17 protein-coding genes and 2 pseudogenes are annotated in these 14,906 nt (G+C 40.0%); 4 read left to right on the top strand and 15 right to left on the bottom strand.

The features are described 5' to 3' along the window. Window positions 1–140: 140 nt before the first annotated feature. Complete coding sequence (locus BM102_RS00090) at window positions 141–758, bottom strand: recombinase family protein (RefSeq protein WP_090477674.1); 618 nt, start codon at window positions 756–758, stop codon at window positions 141–143. Between the two features lie 20 nt (window positions 759–778). Next, the gene (locus tag BM102_RS00085; protein WP_090477672.1) at window positions 779–1,063 is read right to left on the bottom strand and encodes a hypothetical protein; all 285 of its coding nucleotides are present in this window, start codon (window positions 1,061–1,063) and stop codon (window positions 779–781) included. 438 nt (window positions 1,064–1,501) lie between these two features. Here BM102_RS00085 and BM102_RS14685 point away from each other — a divergent pair, with 438 nt between their 5' ends. Further along, window positions 1,502–1,708, top strand: coding sequence for a tryptophan-rich sensory protein (locus BM102_RS14685; RefSeq protein WP_090477670.1), 207 nt, complete (start codon window positions 1,502–1,504; stop codon window positions 1,706–1,708). Between the two features lie 37 nt (window positions 1,709–1,745). Here the strand turns inward: BM102_RS14685 and BM102_RS00075 are convergent, their stop codons facing one another. From BM102_RS00075 to BM102_RS14455, 8 genes and pseudogenes are all read right to left on the bottom strand, one after another. After that, the gene (locus BM102_RS00075; protein ID WP_090477668.1) at window positions 1,746–2,753 is read right to left on the bottom strand and encodes a type II TA system antitoxin MqsA family protein; all 1,008 of its coding nucleotides are present in this window, start codon (window positions 2,751–2,753) and stop codon (window positions 1,746–1,748) included. Between the two features lie 119 nt (window positions 2,754–2,872). Then, window positions 2,873–3,658 carry a sensor histidine kinase gene (locus BM102_RS00070; RefSeq protein ID WP_177194856.1) on the bottom strand — a complete coding sequence of 262 codons (786 nt, stop codon included), beginning with the start codon at window positions 3,656–3,658 and terminating at the stop codon, window positions 2,873–2,875. 234 nt (window positions 3,659–3,892) lie between these two features. Further along, window positions 3,893–4,198, bottom strand: coding sequence for a hypothetical protein (locus BM102_RS00065; RefSeq protein WP_090477660.1), 306 nt, complete (start codon window positions 4,196–4,198; stop codon window positions 3,893–3,895). A gap of 12 nt (window positions 4,199–4,210) precedes the next feature. Continuing rightward, the gene (locus BM102_RS00060) at window positions 4,211–4,879 is read right to left on the bottom strand and encodes a response regulator transcription factor (protein ID WP_090477658.1); all 669 of its coding nucleotides are present in this window, start codon (window positions 4,877–4,879) and stop codon (window positions 4,211–4,213) included. Between the two features lie 107 nt (window positions 4,880–4,986). Next, window positions 4,987–5,955 (bottom strand): annotated as a pseudogene (locus BM102_RS00055) (Na/Pi cotransporter family protein); the annotation flags it as partial. An 88-nt stretch (window positions 5,956–6,043) separates the two neighbouring features. Continuing rightward, window positions 6,044–7,222, bottom strand: a complete 1,179-nt coding sequence (locus tag BM102_RS00050; protein ID WP_090477651.1) for a YecA family protein — start codon at window positions 7,220–7,222, stop codon at window positions 6,044–6,046. Between the two features lie 160 nt (window positions 7,223–7,382). Then, the gene (locus BM102_RS00045; RefSeq protein ID WP_090477649.1) at window positions 7,383–7,646 is read right to left on the bottom strand and encodes a type II toxin-antitoxin system HicB family antitoxin; all 264 of its coding nucleotides are present in this window, start codon (window positions 7,644–7,646) and stop codon (window positions 7,383–7,385) included. Between the two features lie 23 nt (window positions 7,647–7,669). Next, window positions 7,670–8,437, bottom strand: a complete 768-nt coding sequence (locus BM102_RS14455) for a flavin reductase family protein (protein WP_242942881.1) — start codon at window positions 8,435–8,437, stop codon at window positions 7,670–7,672. Between the two features lie 200 nt (window positions 8,438–8,637). On the opposite strand from BM102_RS14455, the gene istA reads away from it, so the two are divergent. The 3 genes from istA to BM102_RS00025 are packed head-to-tail and all read left to right on the top strand — an operon-like array spanning window position 8,638 to window position 11,339. Next, the gene (gene istA / locus BM102_RS00035) at window positions 8,638–10,128 is read left to right on the top strand and encodes an IS21 family transposase (RefSeq protein ID WP_090477646.1); all 1,491 of its coding nucleotides are present in this window, start codon (window positions 8,638–8,640) and stop codon (window positions 10,126–10,128) included. Next, entirely contained in the window at window positions 10,125–10,892 is a 768-nt protein-coding gene (gene istB / locus BM102_RS00030; RefSeq protein WP_090477643.1) for an IS21-like element helper ATPase IstB, read from the top strand. The genes istA and istB overlap by 4 nt, the downstream gene beginning before the upstream one ends. Before the next feature lie 12 nt (window positions 10,893–10,904). Further along, window positions 10,905–11,339, top strand: a complete 435-nt coding sequence (locus tag BM102_RS00025) for a hypothetical protein (RefSeq protein WP_090477640.1) — start codon at window positions 10,905–10,907, stop codon at window positions 11,337–11,339. 123 nt (window positions 11,340–11,462) lie between these two features. Here the strand turns inward: BM102_RS00025 and BM102_RS00020 are convergent. The 5 genes and pseudogenes from BM102_RS00020 to tnpA form a co-directional block, all read right to left on the bottom strand. Next, window positions 11,463–11,624 (bottom strand): annotated as a pseudogene (locus tag BM102_RS00020) (flavin reductase); the annotation flags it as partial. Between the two features lie 164 nt (window positions 11,625–11,788). Then, window positions 11,789–11,917, bottom strand: a complete 129-nt coding sequence (locus tag BM102_RS14575) for a hypothetical protein (RefSeq protein ID WP_278335536.1) — start codon at window positions 11,915–11,917, stop codon at window positions 11,789–11,791. 361 nt (window positions 11,918–12,278) lie between these two features. Further along, complete coding sequence (gene tnpC / locus BM102_RS00015; RefSeq protein ID WP_090477637.1) at window positions 12,279–13,916, bottom strand: IS66 family transposase; 1,638 nt, start codon at window positions 13,914–13,916, stop codon at window positions 12,279–12,281. 77 nt (window positions 13,917–13,993) lie between these two features. Beyond that, entirely contained in the window at window positions 13,994–14,341 is a 348-nt protein-coding gene (tnpB, locus tag BM102_RS00010) for an IS66 family insertion sequence element accessory protein TnpB (protein WP_015550389.1), read from the bottom strand. Further along, complete coding sequence (gene tnpA, locus BM102_RS00005) at window positions 14,338–14,721, bottom strand: IS66 family insertion sequence element accessory protein TnpA (protein WP_242942880.1); 384 nt, start codon at window positions 14,719–14,721, stop codon at window positions 14,338–14,340. Before tnpA ends, tnpB begins: the two co-directional genes overlap by 4 nt. Window positions 14,722–14,906: the final 185 nt, after the last annotated feature.

Genomic DNA, 14,906 nt, shown 5'->3' with positions numbered 1-14,906 from the left:
GAATTTTGCCTATAGTACTTAAGTACTTACTTTTGCTCTATCAGTGGATTTTTAAGGCAAAAATCCTTATAATAGAGTACGTTGATTTTTAGATTGATAAGAAACAAGAAAGTACACCTTCTTGTTTGAAAATGCACTTTCTATAATGTGGCTTTCTTGTATAAATTTGCCCTATATCTAAAGGTTGATGGTGGCATATTTACAAGCCTTGCAGCCTCTTCTGTTGATATTTTCTCAGCTTTCCACTTTTGATAAACTTCATAAAAATTATCTGGTAATGGCTTTGGTGGTCTACCAAGCTTAACCCCTCTAGCCCTTGCAGCTGCAATACCTTCCGCCTGCCTCTGATGAATAGTGCTGTACTCACTCTCTGCAACATAGGATAACAGTGCAAGCACCAAATCGCTTATCAATGTTCCCAAGAGATTCTTTTCTCTCCTTGTATCAAGCACAGGCATATCAATAACTACAACATCAGCTCCCTTATCCTTTGTTATTAACTGCCATTGATCACTTAAATCTCTGTAGCTACGCCCAAGTCTGTCAATGGACTTGATATAGAGAATTGAATTATCATCAAGTTTTTTTAATAGCTTCTTATACTGAGGTCTGTCAAAATTCTTCCCAGATAACTTATCCAGAAATATGTTTTTCTCCGGCACTCCCATCTCCTTCAATGCTATTATCTGCCTGTCCTCGTTTTGCTCACGGGTTGATACTCTAGCGTAACCATAGATTTTTACTTGCTTTTCACTCATAATGCACCTCCGATATTTTTTTATGATTTACGCTTACAGTTTAACTGTGACATTTGTTCCTTTATCTGCTCCCTTCGTACCGCTGATATTCTTCTCGGCTTACGATAACTAACGTACTGTTTTGGCATTGAATATATCTTGTCGATATCTGTTTCGCCTATACACTTATAAACCTCTGGGAACTCGTTAACTAACGTGTCAAGTTTTCTTATAACGGTTTTATCTCTGGTGAATACCACTGCATCAGATTCAGCGACGTTAAAATTGATTATTGTTTCCTGTTCATACTTGGATAATTTGCTCATAACTCTCACCACTTTTCGAATCTGCTTTTAAGAATTCTGTTTTCCAGAAGTATGCATTACATACCACTATCACCACTCCATGAGTAATATCAAACCCCTTATGAAATCCAGTTATTCTCTGCATTCCCTCACTGTCTGCCCTCTTGATCTACGATAATGATTCAGACACGGAATGGAAAGGAATGGATAGGATAAGATGAGATAAGATAGAATAGTTAATAGGGTATATCTTTATTCTCTTTTTCTTTGGTTCTTTCTTTTTCTCTTCTTTCTAGAGGAAGAAGGAAGGGAAGGAAAACCACCCTCGTTAATTAACGTAACAATGAAAAATAAAAAAGCCTCAATGATAATTTCCTCATTAAGACTTTTTGAAATCTCGTTCCCACGATAATTACTGTATGAACTTTTCTTAAATTAGCTATATTCTAACCACTTCTACTGCTATCTGGATTATACCTATCCTTTCTTCGTTATTGTTCCAACGAATTGGGTATAACATGGCTGTTGATTCTATGGGTGATGATTATCGTGATGATATGGAAAACTTCTAAGGCATGCTGGGAAACCACATTGATGTTTCTCCCTTATCTACTGTGGTGCACCTTCGCAGCTTATCTAAATCTGATGATTGCAATATTAAACTAATGTAAAGTGGGAGCCTTTTGGCTCCCGCTACCTTGTTCTAAAACTGAATTAATTCAGCCCAATTATAATCTATTATTTCCCCATCCTTGGTCTTTTTATATGCCTCTTCTGCATGCATATAATCAACTACATCTTTCGTTTTCATCGTATCAAATTTCGTTATAACAGAATCAATAATGCTCTTCTCATCATTTGACAAAGTTTTTAAATCAAGCTTTTCGTTGTACATTATATGGTATCGCACATTATCATAATCCTCTGCAAGCTCTTCTTCGAAAACAACATTATCCAGTTGTAAAATAGCATCGTGACCTATTGGAAGCGCCCCCATATTTGCATGCTGATACACAAGACCTGTCAGAGATTTTTTATTCTTCTGATAAAATAGGATATCAGTATACCAAAGCATTTTCATTAGTTTCACCTTATACAAGTACTTCACATGCTTCGCCAGATAGTTAATTATTAATTCCAATTTATCAATATTTAATACCTGGAACCCATTTGTAATAGATGGTTCCATATAGTTCAAATAAAAGCTTTCAAGTTTGTTGCGAGCAATGTTTTCTCTTCCATGCTTTGATAGTTCTTCATTTATTCTTTCAAGGAAGACAGCTTCTTTATTTTTATTGAAGTTTTCTTTATTTCTAATATAAAAATAATATAGAACTAATGGATTATTTTTAATCAGTCTCAAAATATTGTCATATGGAGCATCCTGAATAGCTTTGCTCTCATAACGAGAAATTGTTGCTTCTCCCCAGCCTAATACTTGTGACAAATCTACTTGTGATAATCCATAGCGCTCTCTTATCTCAACAATCTCATAAGAAGTAAGCAAGCCTTTTTGCTTGCGATAAGCGTTTCTTGCATTCAAAAGATTTTCATTTTCCATGCTACCCGTTGTAAATTCATTATCCCCTTTTGAATCTGGGCAGATGTAATACTTTTCATCATACTCTACTTTTAAGCCTTTTATAATTGTAATTGCTTTTCTTTCTTTAAGCTCTACTTTATGATTCTTTCCACATATTGGACAATTCATAATAGCCCCCTTTACTATCAATTGATAGTAGCACTATTATACTATCAATTGATAGTATGTCAATGAATATTTCATGAAGTATTAATGAAACGTGGGAGCCTTTTGGCTCCCACTTCCTTTTACATCATAACTGTAACTTTTGTTCCCACCCCAAGTTCACTTTCGATTTGGATTTTGGCGTCGTGGATTTCCACGATGTGTTTTACGATGGCAAGGCCAAGGCCTGTGCCGCCGGAGGCTTTGGAGCGGCTTTTGTCTACGCGGTAGAAGCGTTCAAAGACTCGGTCTAGGTCGTCGGCAGGGATGCCGATGCCGTCATCTTCTACGATGAGCTTTTTGTAGCCGTATTCTTCCAATACTGATACTGTCACATGTCCACCATCATTGCCATAGCGGATGGAGTTTTGCACAAGATTATCGATTAGCTCGCGGATAAGATCCGGACGGCAGCGCACTGAGGTGGATGCGCCGGATAATGTGATATCAATATTTCGCTGGCTGGCAGCCATAGATAATGAATCAAGCTCCTCGGCAGCAAGCTCATACAAATCTACCGTTTCGAACTGCTCGTCATTGTCGTCGCTGTCTAGCTCCGAAAGCTTGATGATGTCCTCAATCAGCGCTAGCAATCGATTTGCGTTCTTATCTATTTCGTCAGCAAAGTGCTTTCTCTTTTCTGCAGGTGTATCATCTGAGCCAAGCAACTGCGCATAGCCAGAGATGGCTGTAAGGGGTGTCTTTAGCTCGTGGCTGACATTAGCTGAGAAATCCTGCCGCATCTTTGCCGCCGCTAATACTTCCTCGTGTTGCTTGCGGATTTTGCTGATGAATGGGTAAAGCTCCGGATATGGCGAGTCCACAAAATCATCGTTGAGCTTTCCGGCCACATCCTCAATTGGCTTCATCAGCTGGCGGGTGAGGATTCGCGAAGCCAACACGCAGACAAATGATATGAGCAAAATCAGACCGAGGCAAAGTGGCAATCCACTTGCAAACACCACCCACACTGCGTCCACTTCCTGGGCGATGCGAAGGATGCGGCCATCGTTTAGGCGAAGGGCATAGTAATAGTCCTTTAAGCCCATTGTATCGGACTGCCTTTCTATTTCTCCGGAACCTGTCTCCATAGCACTGACAATCTATGGCCTGTTGGCATGGTTGTCCATCTGCTCCGCATTTACGGTATTGTCGAAAAGCACAGTGCCATCTGCATCTATCAATGTGACACGCAGATTTGCGTCCATCAGCTTGGGATTGGCCTCCAAGGCAGCCACATCTGCGGTGTCAAAAAATCCTGTATCTTTAAAAATCTGTGCGGTGACCTGCATATCCTGGTGAACCTGCCTCTCGAACAAAGCGTAGTAGGCCAGGGTCACGCAGAGGGACGTGCAAAGCACCGTGGCGATAATCAGCGCCAAAAATCTAAGGTAAATTTTCTGTGCCATGATACCTCCACTTTAATCAATCACATATCCAACATTTCTAACTGTGCGAATCAGGCTGCCGCAGCTACCAAGCTTGGTCCTGAGGGTCTTGATGTGCATGTCCAGGGTGCGGGATTCCAGCTCGTAATCTATGCCCCAGATTTTGTCCATTATCTGAGTTCGTTTTAGGACGATACCACGGTTCAGCGCCAAATATTTCAACAGCTCGTACTCTTTGTAGGTGAGCTCTATAGTCTGGCCGGCCACTGTCACCTGATGCCTCTGGTCATTTATGGTAAGGTCTCCGATGGTAATTATTTCCTGAGAAGCCTCCATGGTGCGGCGAAGTAGCGCCTTCACACGAGATGTAAGCTCCATCACCGAAAACGGCTTTTTGATGTAATCATCAGCCCCAGTTTCAAGGCCTCGGACCAGGTCGATTTCACCAGTTTTGGCGGTGACCATAATCACTGGAATGGCGGCAGTAATTTCACTGGAGCGAAGCTGCCTTACTATTTCAAACCCGTTTTCATCAGGAAGCATGATGTCCAGCAGGACAAGGTCGGGCAGATTATGTTCCAAAACATCAAAAAAGTCTGCCCCATTGGCAAAGCTGTCGACCTGATAGCCGGCATTTGCCAGGGCAAACTCTTCTATTTCTCTGATATTCTCGTCATCTTCAACAATGTAAACAAGAGCCATAGTGACCTCCTTCATATGTACATAAACAATCAATCTATGTGATACTATAGTATGATTATCTAAATTTTATGTAAAGAGGAATAACCTGTGCTCACACGATCATCGGGGACCGTATATTCCGCCAGGTTCACTAAGTGTTTCGAAAATGGGTAGATTAGCATGGTGCTTCCCACATTGAAAATCGAATGGATAACTGCAATAGTCACAGGCCCAACAGCCGCCGTTAAGAATTCAAAATTAAAAATCATGTTTAATCCATAAAAAGCTAACGTAAATACGGTAACGCCAACCACATTAAAGTATAGATGAATCATGGATGCGCGTCTGGCGTTTTTGCTGGCTCCCACTGATGATAACAACGCTGTGGAGCATGTGCCGATATTCTGGCCCAGGATGATAGGAAGTGCTGCGCCACAGCTGACTACTCCCGTCAAAGAAAGGGCCTGCAGGATTCCAACTGATGCCGATGAGCTTTGGATGATGGCAGTAAACACCATACCAACCAGGATTCCAAAGAATGGATTTGAAACTGCTACCAGCATATTTTCAAAATATGGGCTGTGTGCCAGTGGCTCCATTGATGCGCTCATTGCATCCATTCCAAATATCAACACGGAAAATCCGATTAATAAATGTGCTATGTTTGTGCGCTTGGCATTTTCCTTTGCCTTCATGTAAAGCACAACGCCAATCATAGCAAGTATAGGTGCAAAAGATGTAGGCTTTAGCATTTTGATGAGCACCGCATCGCTTTCGATTCCCACCATGGATAACATCCAGGATGTGATAGTGGTGCCGATGTTGGCGCCCATGATTACGCCAACCGCCTGACGCAGGCTCATCACACCGGAATTTACCAGGCTTACCACCATTACTGTGGTGGCCGATGATGACTGAATCACCGCGGTGACACCAGCGCCCAGTAGCACCCCGTAGATTGTTTTGTTTGTAAGACGCTCCAGTATCTGGGTCATCTTTCCTGAAGCCAATGCCTGCAGGCCGTCTCCCATGAGCTTCATGCCGTACAGAAACAGGGCCAGCCCGCCTAGCAGCTTCAGAATCATAAAAATGTCCATTTCATGCCTCCTTAATACAAGAAATTTTCCAAATGTTCGCACTTGTATTATGGAGGGGAAATGTAAAGGGTTGGTAAAGTAGGGATTATTATCTCCCACAGCACTTCTTATACTTTTTTCCAGAACCACATGGACATGGATCATTTGGATATACTTTCTTGCCCAATTCCACAGGAATACCCATGGCTGATAATTGAGGTTGAAGCTCCCCAAGTATAGATGCTGCCTTAGAACTACCAGGAACAATTGTTGGAATTCCTGTGAAATTATTAGAATGAAGCTCTACCGGTTTGTGACCACGATTTTCGATGAGGCGAGTGTTGTTGTGGGCATCCATTAGAAGATTCATAAAATCCCGTAACTGGTCTTCCCCATCAAAAACTGCATCATGCTCATTTAAATCTTTTATAATCTCGCTTGGGCTGTCTCCATTGTAGCTATTCATCCATACATTAAGACACCATGTTGTAGCTAACTCATTTTCCATATGTAGTTTCTTCATGAAAAATGTGTGCAGCTTCTTATATGCCAGTGAACTAGATTCATAGCAATCATGTGTTATTTCTTCTATTTGAGTAGCAGATGGAATATAGAAATCCTTGCCAACCTGGCTGCGGAGCAAAGGATAAACTTCTCCATTTTCAAATATATCCAAATTTACTAGTAGCCCATACTCTGTATGGAGATACTTATCTATTCCTGCTTCATTGACCTGCAGTTCATCCTCCGGAAAAACAGTACACCCGCGGATATCCAGCGGAATCTCTAAAATAATCCTTACCATATCAACGATGCTGTCTTTTACTTTGAGATGATATAGTATGTAGATTACCTCCAGCGGTGCCACACCATAGTACTCTCTGAAGAATCGAAGGCACTTTATGAACCAGCCCTTTTTCTTTCGCTCTGAAAGGAAATCTTCATCTTCAACTTTGGCATATACTTCCTTGATTTCATCATAGATTACAAGATTGTCTGTCTCTTCTTCGAACTCTCCAAGGCAATATATTAACAGCTGCATACCGTCAATGATTTTATCTGACCCGATGTCCTGAGGTTCTTTGATTGCCCTCTTCAATAAAGCTAACTCTGAATCAGTAAGACAAACCAAACGTGGTCGCATTATTTCTGGGTTACTCATCCCAACAACCAGGGTATCAATCATTTCCGCTTTCTTGAGCCTAGAACTAACTTTGATTTTGAAATTGTCTGCCAGCACTAACAAGTCATCTTTGGTATATTCGTTTAGACGTGATTCTAGTTTCATTGGTTCTCCCTTTTTGTATTTATGTAAAAGACGCTCCTATACAAAAGGGCCAGCTGCATAAATTACAGCTAGCCCCTTTAAAAAGACAAATTTTAATTTCCTAAATTATAGTTTAAATTCAATATGTTTGCAATAGCGTCCTGAAGAACTCTGGAGTAATTTAGTCGACATCTACCATTGTTTGCAAACCATCGGAATAGTCAAAAATATCATTATTTTTTTTGGCCTTTTTTACAGCCTCTTTATATGTAGAAGCTTCTGGCATATCATTTTCCTGCCCCATGCAAGCTAAACCAATATAATCTCTAGCCATTTCTATAGCATCTGCTAAATCTGCCCCCTCAGTGTAGCCATCTAAATCAGGAATATAAACCAAAAAATCATCGCCAGATTGTTTAATTAATACCGGATATGCAACCTTCATAATAGCACCTTTCCACTCTTCCTCTACATCTCTTCCTCAAAATCCTTCTCATAGAACAGATACTTACGGCACGCCAAAAGAATCGCAATACAAACTATACGTATCAATGTTTCCAATGGTGCTTCGTGACCAACTACCAGTCCCCTGGCAATGGCAAATATCAAGACCTCTATAATGGTATTCATGGAATGCTTTATAAGCATTCTGATAAACTCTATAACAATAACTGCATTAAATGCAGTTATTAAAATATCTTCGATATATTCATCAAATGCCAGCTCAGTCAGGGATGCCACATGTATTCCCAATTGGATGCAGCTGTACGCAACACCAACCAACAGTATGGCTGCCACAATCTTTTCTAGGAAGCTTGGCATTTTTAGGATGAAATCATGTGCTTCAACCCACTCATATCCACAAATTCGGCAACGCCAAATTGTCTCTCCCTTTGGAGTGGTCCCAACTGCCTCTGGCTTTGGCTTAATGTTGCTTTGATAATATTCATATGTTGCAGAGGCTGTATCCGAAAGGACTTCCATGGCTACTAGCTCACAAATAAAAAGTGTATGAGAACCGAGGTCTACAGTCTGCTTTACCTTCAATGAAAAGTAAGCGTTGGTTCCTACTGTAATATATGGGATGCCATTTTCTGAGGTCTGGTAATTCGCGGCTGGATAATCAGCAAACTTATCTACATCCCTTCCGGATTGGAAGCCGAAATGCTTGAATAAATCAAAGGTAGCATCCTGGCTAATGACAGAGATATTGCACTGTCCAGTGGCTTTCACCATATCGTTGTTGATTTACACTTAAAACTGACCCAGGATTTACGCTCAGAATTGAGCCACTGGATATAACAAGTATCTCCTGTTGTCATTTATTATACTCGTTGTTCCTTGAAAATTTAATACTTAGAATTGACCCACCTCTTTAAGAAAAATACAATACTTTCCGTATATCAATTCGTATATACGGAAAGGAGAAAAAAGAGGTGAAAGACTTGGAAGATTGGGCAGCTGTACAGAAAGTGTACAAGCAAACTAAATCGAAACGCGCAACAGCTCAAATCCTTGGTATCTCACGCAACACAGTGAAAAAGCTTCTTGCGATGGATAAGCCACCGACTTATAACCGGAAAATCTATCATTCAAAAATTGATCCCTTCAAGGAGCAAATCATTGAATGGAGATGCGACCCTTATAACTTTAATGGCACAAGAATCTTTAGAGAACTGAAAGCTATAGGATATCAAGGTAGCATAGGACCTGTATATCGTTTCCTAAATAAGATTGATGAGGATGTTGGTTATCATATTAGCAAACGAGCTACTGTAAGGCATGAAAGCCCGTGTGGCGACCAAGCTCAGTTTGATTGGACTGAGTATGAAGTTCTTGTTGGTTCACGTTACAGAAAGGTGTATTGCTTTGCTATGATTTTAGCGGCCTCAAGAAAGAAAGCTGTTTGCTTTTCTTTAAAATCTGATGCTGCAGCTATTTATGAAGCAATCCAAGAACTTTTTGACGATTTAGGTGGTGTTACATTGGAGTTGTTGATAGACAATCCTAAAGCACTCGTTTTAGAGAACAACCCTAGATCAGAAGCTGAAATCAGATACAATCCACATGCATTAATGGTAGCTAAACATTTAAACACTGAACTTAATGCATGTCCATGCTATTGGCCTAGAAAGAAAGGTAAGATTGAACGCCCCTTTAAGTACATTGAAGAACAGTTTATCAAAGGGAACTCTTTTGCAACTATGGAGGAACTAAATCATAGAGGTAAAAAGTTCGTAGATGATTGGTGCAATGAAACGCACACAACTACAGGGCGTATACCAAACCAACATTATCTACTGGAAGAGAAAGCGACATTGCTAGAGCTTCCTAAAACTCATTATCACATGGATGCATTAAAAACTAGAAAGGTCAGCCCTGACAGCTTTGTAAGCATTGAAGGAAACAAATACAGTGTTCCGGTTACATATGTCGATAGAAATGTATTCTACAGGATTATTTATGGATTTCGAATAGAAATCTATGATAAGAATGAGCAACTAATATTGCGGCAGGAGGCATTTGACACCAAAAGGAATGTTCTTACTAATGATGAGCATTATGCGCAGATAGCTCCAAAGGTAAATACTTCTATACCTCAGATTCGAAGAGATTTTACAGAACGCTTTAGAAATGGTTCACGATATCTAGAAGCTGCAGGTCGTAGATTTGACCAACCAACGCATCATGCAAGAAGAATTCTTGAACTTCAAGAACTCTATGATGACAACGTCCTAGATTACTTTATTGGAGTAGCTATTGATGAAGACATGATGGATATCACATCATTTAGAGCACTTCTAAGAGATTACAATAACGGCTATCGTACTCTACTAGATGAATCTAGAAATCAAGCACCTTCTAAAAATGAATTAATTCGTGATTGCAGTTATTACGAAGAATCAGCAAAGGAGGTAGCTAAATGAAGACATCAGATGTAGTAGACAAAAAGGCTTTTATCACTGAAAAGCTGAAGAAGTTTAAGCTGGTTGATATTCGAGAGCAATACGTTGACCTAATTGAAGAAGCTAAAACAGATAAGCTTGGTTATGAGGATTTCCTAATCAAACTTCTTATAGCCGAAGATGAAGGTAAAGAACAACGTAGAACGGAGAAACTTATTGCTAAAGCAAATTTTGACACGATAGCTTCTTTAAGTGAAATAGATTATTCGTTTAATAGGTCTTTGGATAAATCAAAAATTGAAGAGCTTGGCTCACTAAGGTTTATTGATGCTAAAGAAAACGTAATAATCATTGGGCCTCCTGGAGTTGGTAAAAGCATGATTGCCACTGCTATTGGAAGAAATGCTTGTAAAGCCGGATACAAAGTAATGTTTGTGAATGCCAAAGAGCTTGTAGATCAGTTACACATTTCAATGATGAATGGACGCTTACAAGAGACATTAAAAGAACTCAAAAAGATAGATTTATTAATCATCGACGAATTATCTTACATAAAAATGGATAAAGAAAAAGAGAGCCTATTTTTCCAAATCATTCGCCAACGATACGAAAAAGGCTCCCTCATCATTACAACTAATCTTCCAATGGGAAGATGGGATGAATTGTTTACCGGCCAGCTTGCCGCTACTGCAATTCTTGATCGAGTTCTTCACCATTGTCATGTCCTAAGTATAACGGGCGACAGTTATCGTGTCAAAGGGTCAAAAAAGAGTGTTAAAAAATAAAAGGGAAAACAAATGAGTAGAATAACAAAAGATCAACTGCAAGGCTTTGCAAAAGTTTACAACGAGCAGGGCAAAGCAGAGCTATATAATAAACTAAAAAATAATTACGAAGTAAAAAATCCAGCCTGCATATTCAGAAGAATGAAAGCTGAAGAGACGCTTGGATTTGATGAAGCACTTAATAAATTTACATTTCATAAGCCTATCGCGGAGGATGTGTTCTTGAGCTTTGATGAGTTATGTGCACCTCGGCAGGAACTGGTACAAGTTAACCAAACAGCTGTTGAATCGACTAAGACTGTAGCTATGGAAAAGCTAATCCAGGAGCTTATCGGCGACAAGTTATTAGCCATAAGCAGATATGTAAATATGAATGTTTCGGATAGAACCATTATTATTGACAGGACCTCCCTTCAAAACGATGGTTATCAGATAATTGCTCACTAAGAGGTGGGTCAAAACAAAGTATAAAATTTAGGAATAACATAAAAACTGACCCATCCAGCGAAATCATCGCTGGTGGGTCAGAACTAAACGTAAAAGTGGGTCAATTCTACTTGACAATCAACAATCGTGAGTATAGTTTGCCTTGTTGATAGCTACTGAAATACTGTTTGGCTCTGATGCAACTTGAATAGCTGTGTTGACAATACAGCCATTGATCTTGTCGCCTTGTACTGCCGTACACACAAACAGCCCATATGATAATTTGTACATTGCCTTTGTGTTCATTTCCCCCATATGCTACCTCCTTTTAAATTGAAGAATATGTAATTAATATAGTTATCTAGTGTAAAGTTGATGTAACATTTACCGCTCTGGATCTACGTAATGGAATCATTTTAATCCCCTTTTTACAAAAATGAGCCTTTTATAGACATGCTCAGGTCTTTCTCTTAGTGGTAAGCTTGCTTATGCTTGTTTAAAGTTTTTCCTGCATTACTCTTAGCAGGTTTACTAGTGTGCTTGCTAGCTAAAACCCTGCCGGCATGACCAACTTTTCCACCGTGGTGAACTTTTCCCATAGCAGTATCCTCCTTTGCTAGTATTTCCGAAAAATAATTCAGATTTGTAGCATTGGATAAGATTTGATATACTTTTCATGTGTCAAATGAAAGTGGCGTATATGATAAAAATCTTATCCGCCGCTGGATAGTGGAACTAAGTTATTACTTAGTTCCTTTTTATATATAAGGTTTTTCCTTATATTTCCTATTCACAGCTTTTGATTTCAGATAATCTGTAAATGTATCACTTGGTAGTTTCCGATTTTTTGCAAGCATTCGTGCCCAAATATCGTAAGCGCTTAGTATTACCCCGTAGGGTATGAATAAAGGCATCCTTCCGGATGCCAGACATTCAACATATGGAGCATTTTACTCCATTTTATATACCGCATGTTTCTCGAGTAGCTTCGCTCCATGGAGTTAAATGCTCAAGTTCCTCGTCTGACCAATCAGCACTTGGACGATTCTCGAGAAGATACTCGAGATATTTTTCAGGATCGATATCGTTAGCCTTAGCGGTTTCAATCAGTGAGTAGATTACCATGCTGGCATTAGCACCATCCTGGCTATCACTAAATAACCAATTCTTCCTGCCCATTACAACAGGTCGGATTGCATTTTCACTTAGATTATTGCTAAGGCTACAAGCTCCATCCTTAAGATAGTTCTTCAGGTATGGTCGGCATCCGTTGGTATAGTTAATCGCTTTGATTATACTATCGCCAGTCTTAGGTGTAAGTCCATCAAGCCACGCCAAGAAAGCATCTATCACAGGCTCTTGATCCTTGAGACGACGCTTATAAATCTGTTTAATTGAAAGTCCCTTCTCTTTATAGGTTCTTTCATAACTAAACAGCTTATCGCAGTATAGAAGTCCTTGTACCGCTGGATGAGTGTAATCCGTTTCATGACCTTTAGGAATGGCTCTAAGCCAATACCTTCTGATGTGTGCCCAGCAGGCACATCGATTGGCATCAGGTACTTTATTGTAGCCTTTGTAGCCATCAGTCATAAGGAAATATCCTTCGGGAGCATCCTTCAAGAAGTCTGCCGCATTGGCACCTTTTCTTGTTGGTGCATAGTTGAAAAGGATTATTGGAACTCCTCGGTCTTCGCCAGTTCGAAATACCCATACATAGGATTTCGACTGTGGTCTTCGTTCAGGTTCTTTTAAAACCTGGATAGGAGTTTCATCAGCCATGAGGAACATCCTCTCGCATAGCTTTCGATGAAGATAATCGTACATGTGAACCATGTAATCCTGTGAACAGGCAATAATCCAGTTCGCCATGGTAGCTCTGCTAATCTTGGCACCGAGATGCAAGAAATCCTGTTCCTGCCTGTATAGCGGACAAGCCATGACATACTTGTAATACATCACATGTGCTGCAAGGCCTGAAGAAACATAACTACCTTCAATCAATGCAGCTTTACATTTATCATAGGCAAAGTAAGTTTCTGCTTCCTTTTCGGAGTTAGGACAACAGTACGTCCTGGCCACGTACTCAATTCTCTCCAAGCTAGGCTTGTGATAGATTACCTCAGTGCGAACTACCTTTGTTCCAATAGGAACCATTACACTACCGCATTCAGGGCATTTACGTTCTTCCTCTGGAAGTTCCTCAACAGGAATCTGTGTGGTCTTGATGTTCTCAAAGATTTCATCATAGGTAGCCTTTGGCTTACGTTCACGAGTGTGAGCTTTAACCTCGATAATCTCAGGCTCAACTGGAATGGCAGGCTTATCATCTGCATCAGCTGCATCAAAGAGACTGAGCTGACCAGGGATATCGTTTTTACGAATCTCACTGGTAGAACCAAACAGCTTATTCTTAAGATAATCAAGCTGTGCCTGAAGATTTGCTATGACCTGGTCCTTTTCATCAATCCTGGCATTGCGCTCATCGATAGACTTTTGAAGCGACATAATAAGCGATGTCTGAGTGTTGATTGTATTATTCAGTTGTAAAATTGTATCCCTCAGATCCCTGAGTTGGATATCATTTGCACCTGACATTTACCTGTTAAAACTCCTTTTTCTGATACATTTATTATACCAGATTTAGGGGTAAAAACCCAGTAAAATCAAGGCTTTTAGGCACTTTTTATTGCCTTTGGTTGCTCGATATCCAGCCCTGACATTAGCCAGTCAAACTGTCGCCAGGTAATGGTTTTGACCTCGTTTTTATTACGTGGCCATTTGTATTTACCAAGCTTGTAATCGAGCCTTTTATATAAAAGCACAAAACCATCTTTTTCATGATACAGTGCTTTTATCCTGTCATTACGCTTACCGCAGAAGAGGTAAAGCGATGTGGTATTTTCTGCATCGAGTTCGAGCAGATCCTTAATTACGGCACACAGTCCATCTATGGACTTGCGCATATCTGTGTAACCACAGATGATATATATGTTATCTGCCATGGAGATATCACCAATCATACGCAACCTCCCAGGCAGGTCATAACCTGAGATAATAACTTTGGATTAACATCATTGAAAACTTTTATCGATGCCTGTCCTATAGTTATTTCGATGGCACAATTGTTTGATGGAAGCTGCTGAACCACTGGTGGCTTTTCAGCAGGAAGTTCATCGACAATTTCAAGTTTCACGATATCTGGTTTTGAATCAAGATGGTAATCTTCGGCATATGTTCTTTCAGGAACATTAGCTCCATCTCGTTTTAACTGTTTCACCCAACTATAAAAGGTGCTGCTTTGGATATCGTGCTTCTTGCACCACATGTAATCGGATAAACCGCTGTTGCGACATTCCATTACCATGTCAAACTTTTGTTGCTTAGTAAATTTGCTTCGCATAATAACAACCTCCATGTGTAGTGAAACACTCCACTTTGAATATCATATTCGATATGGAGTAAAACGCTCCATATGAACGAACTATAACGAATAGTAATTGGAGTGAAATGCTCCATATGTTTAGTTGTTATTATTATTTCAAAAGTACCGCTGTTAGTCACGACGGTGGATTACTAAGCGCTTAC

The organism is Pseudobutyrivibrio sp. JW11, from assembly GCF_900115355.1.
GTDB classification, from domain to species: Bacteria; Bacillota; Clostridia; order Lachnospirales; family Lachnospiraceae; genus Pseudobutyrivibrio; species Pseudobutyrivibrio ruminis.
Note: the sequence above shows the minus strand (reverse complement) of the source record. Positions and strands in the feature narration are given on the sequence as shown.

Coding starts and splice junctions, on each gene's coding strand:
- BM102_RS00090 (WP_090477674.1), bottom strand. CDS start 758: ATGAGTGAAAAGCAAGTAAAAATCTATGGTTACGCTAGAGTATCAACC.
- BM102_RS00085 (WP_090477672.1), bottom strand. CDS start 1,063: ATGAGCAAATTATCCAAGTATGAACAGGAAACAATAATCAATTTTAAC.
- BM102_RS00075 (WP_090477668.1), bottom strand. CDS start 2,753: ATGAATTGTCCAATATGTGGAAAGAATCATAAAGTAGAGCTTAAAGAA.
- BM102_RS00070 (WP_177194856.1), bottom strand. CDS start 3,658: ATGAAGCCAATTGAGGATGTGGCCGGAAAGCTCAACGATGATTTTGTG.
- BM102_RS00065 (WP_090477660.1), bottom strand. CDS start 4,198: ATGGCACAGAAAATTTACCTTAGATTTTTGGCGCTGATTATCGCCACG.
- BM102_RS00060 (WP_090477658.1), bottom strand. CDS start 4,879: ATGGCTCTTGTTTACATTGTTGAAGATGACGAGAATATCAGAGAAATA.
- BM102_RS00050 (WP_090477651.1), bottom strand. CDS start 7,222: ATGAAACTAGAATCACGTCTAAACGAATATACCAAAGATGACTTGTTA.
- BM102_RS00045 (WP_090477649.1), bottom strand. CDS start 7,646: ATGAAGGTTGCATATCCGGTATTAATTAAACAATCTGGCGATGATTTT.
- BM102_RS14455 (WP_242942881.1), bottom strand. CDS start 8,437: ATGGTGAAAGCCACTGGACAGTGCAATATCTCTGTCATTAGCCAGGAT.
- istB (WP_090477643.1), top strand. CDS start 10,125: ATGAAGACATCAGATGTAGTAGACAAAAAGGCTTTTATCACTGAAAAG.
- BM102_RS00025 (WP_090477640.1), top strand. CDS start 10,905: ATGAGTAGAATAACAAAAGATCAACTGCAAGGCTTTGCAAAAGTTTAC.
- BM102_RS14575 (WP_278335536.1), bottom strand. CDS start 11,917: ATGGGAAAAGTTCACCACGGTGGAAAAGTTGGTCATGCCGGCAGGGTT.
- tnpC (WP_090477637.1), bottom strand. CDS start 13,916: ATGTCAGGTGCAAATGATATCCAACTCAGGGATCTGAGGGATACAATT.
- tnpB (WP_015550389.1), bottom strand. CDS start 14,341: ATGATTGGTGATATCTCCATGGCAGATAACATATATATCATCTGTGGT.
- tnpA (WP_242942880.1), bottom strand. CDS start 14,721: ATGCGAAGCAAATTTACTAAGCAACAAAAGTTTGACATGGTAATGGAA.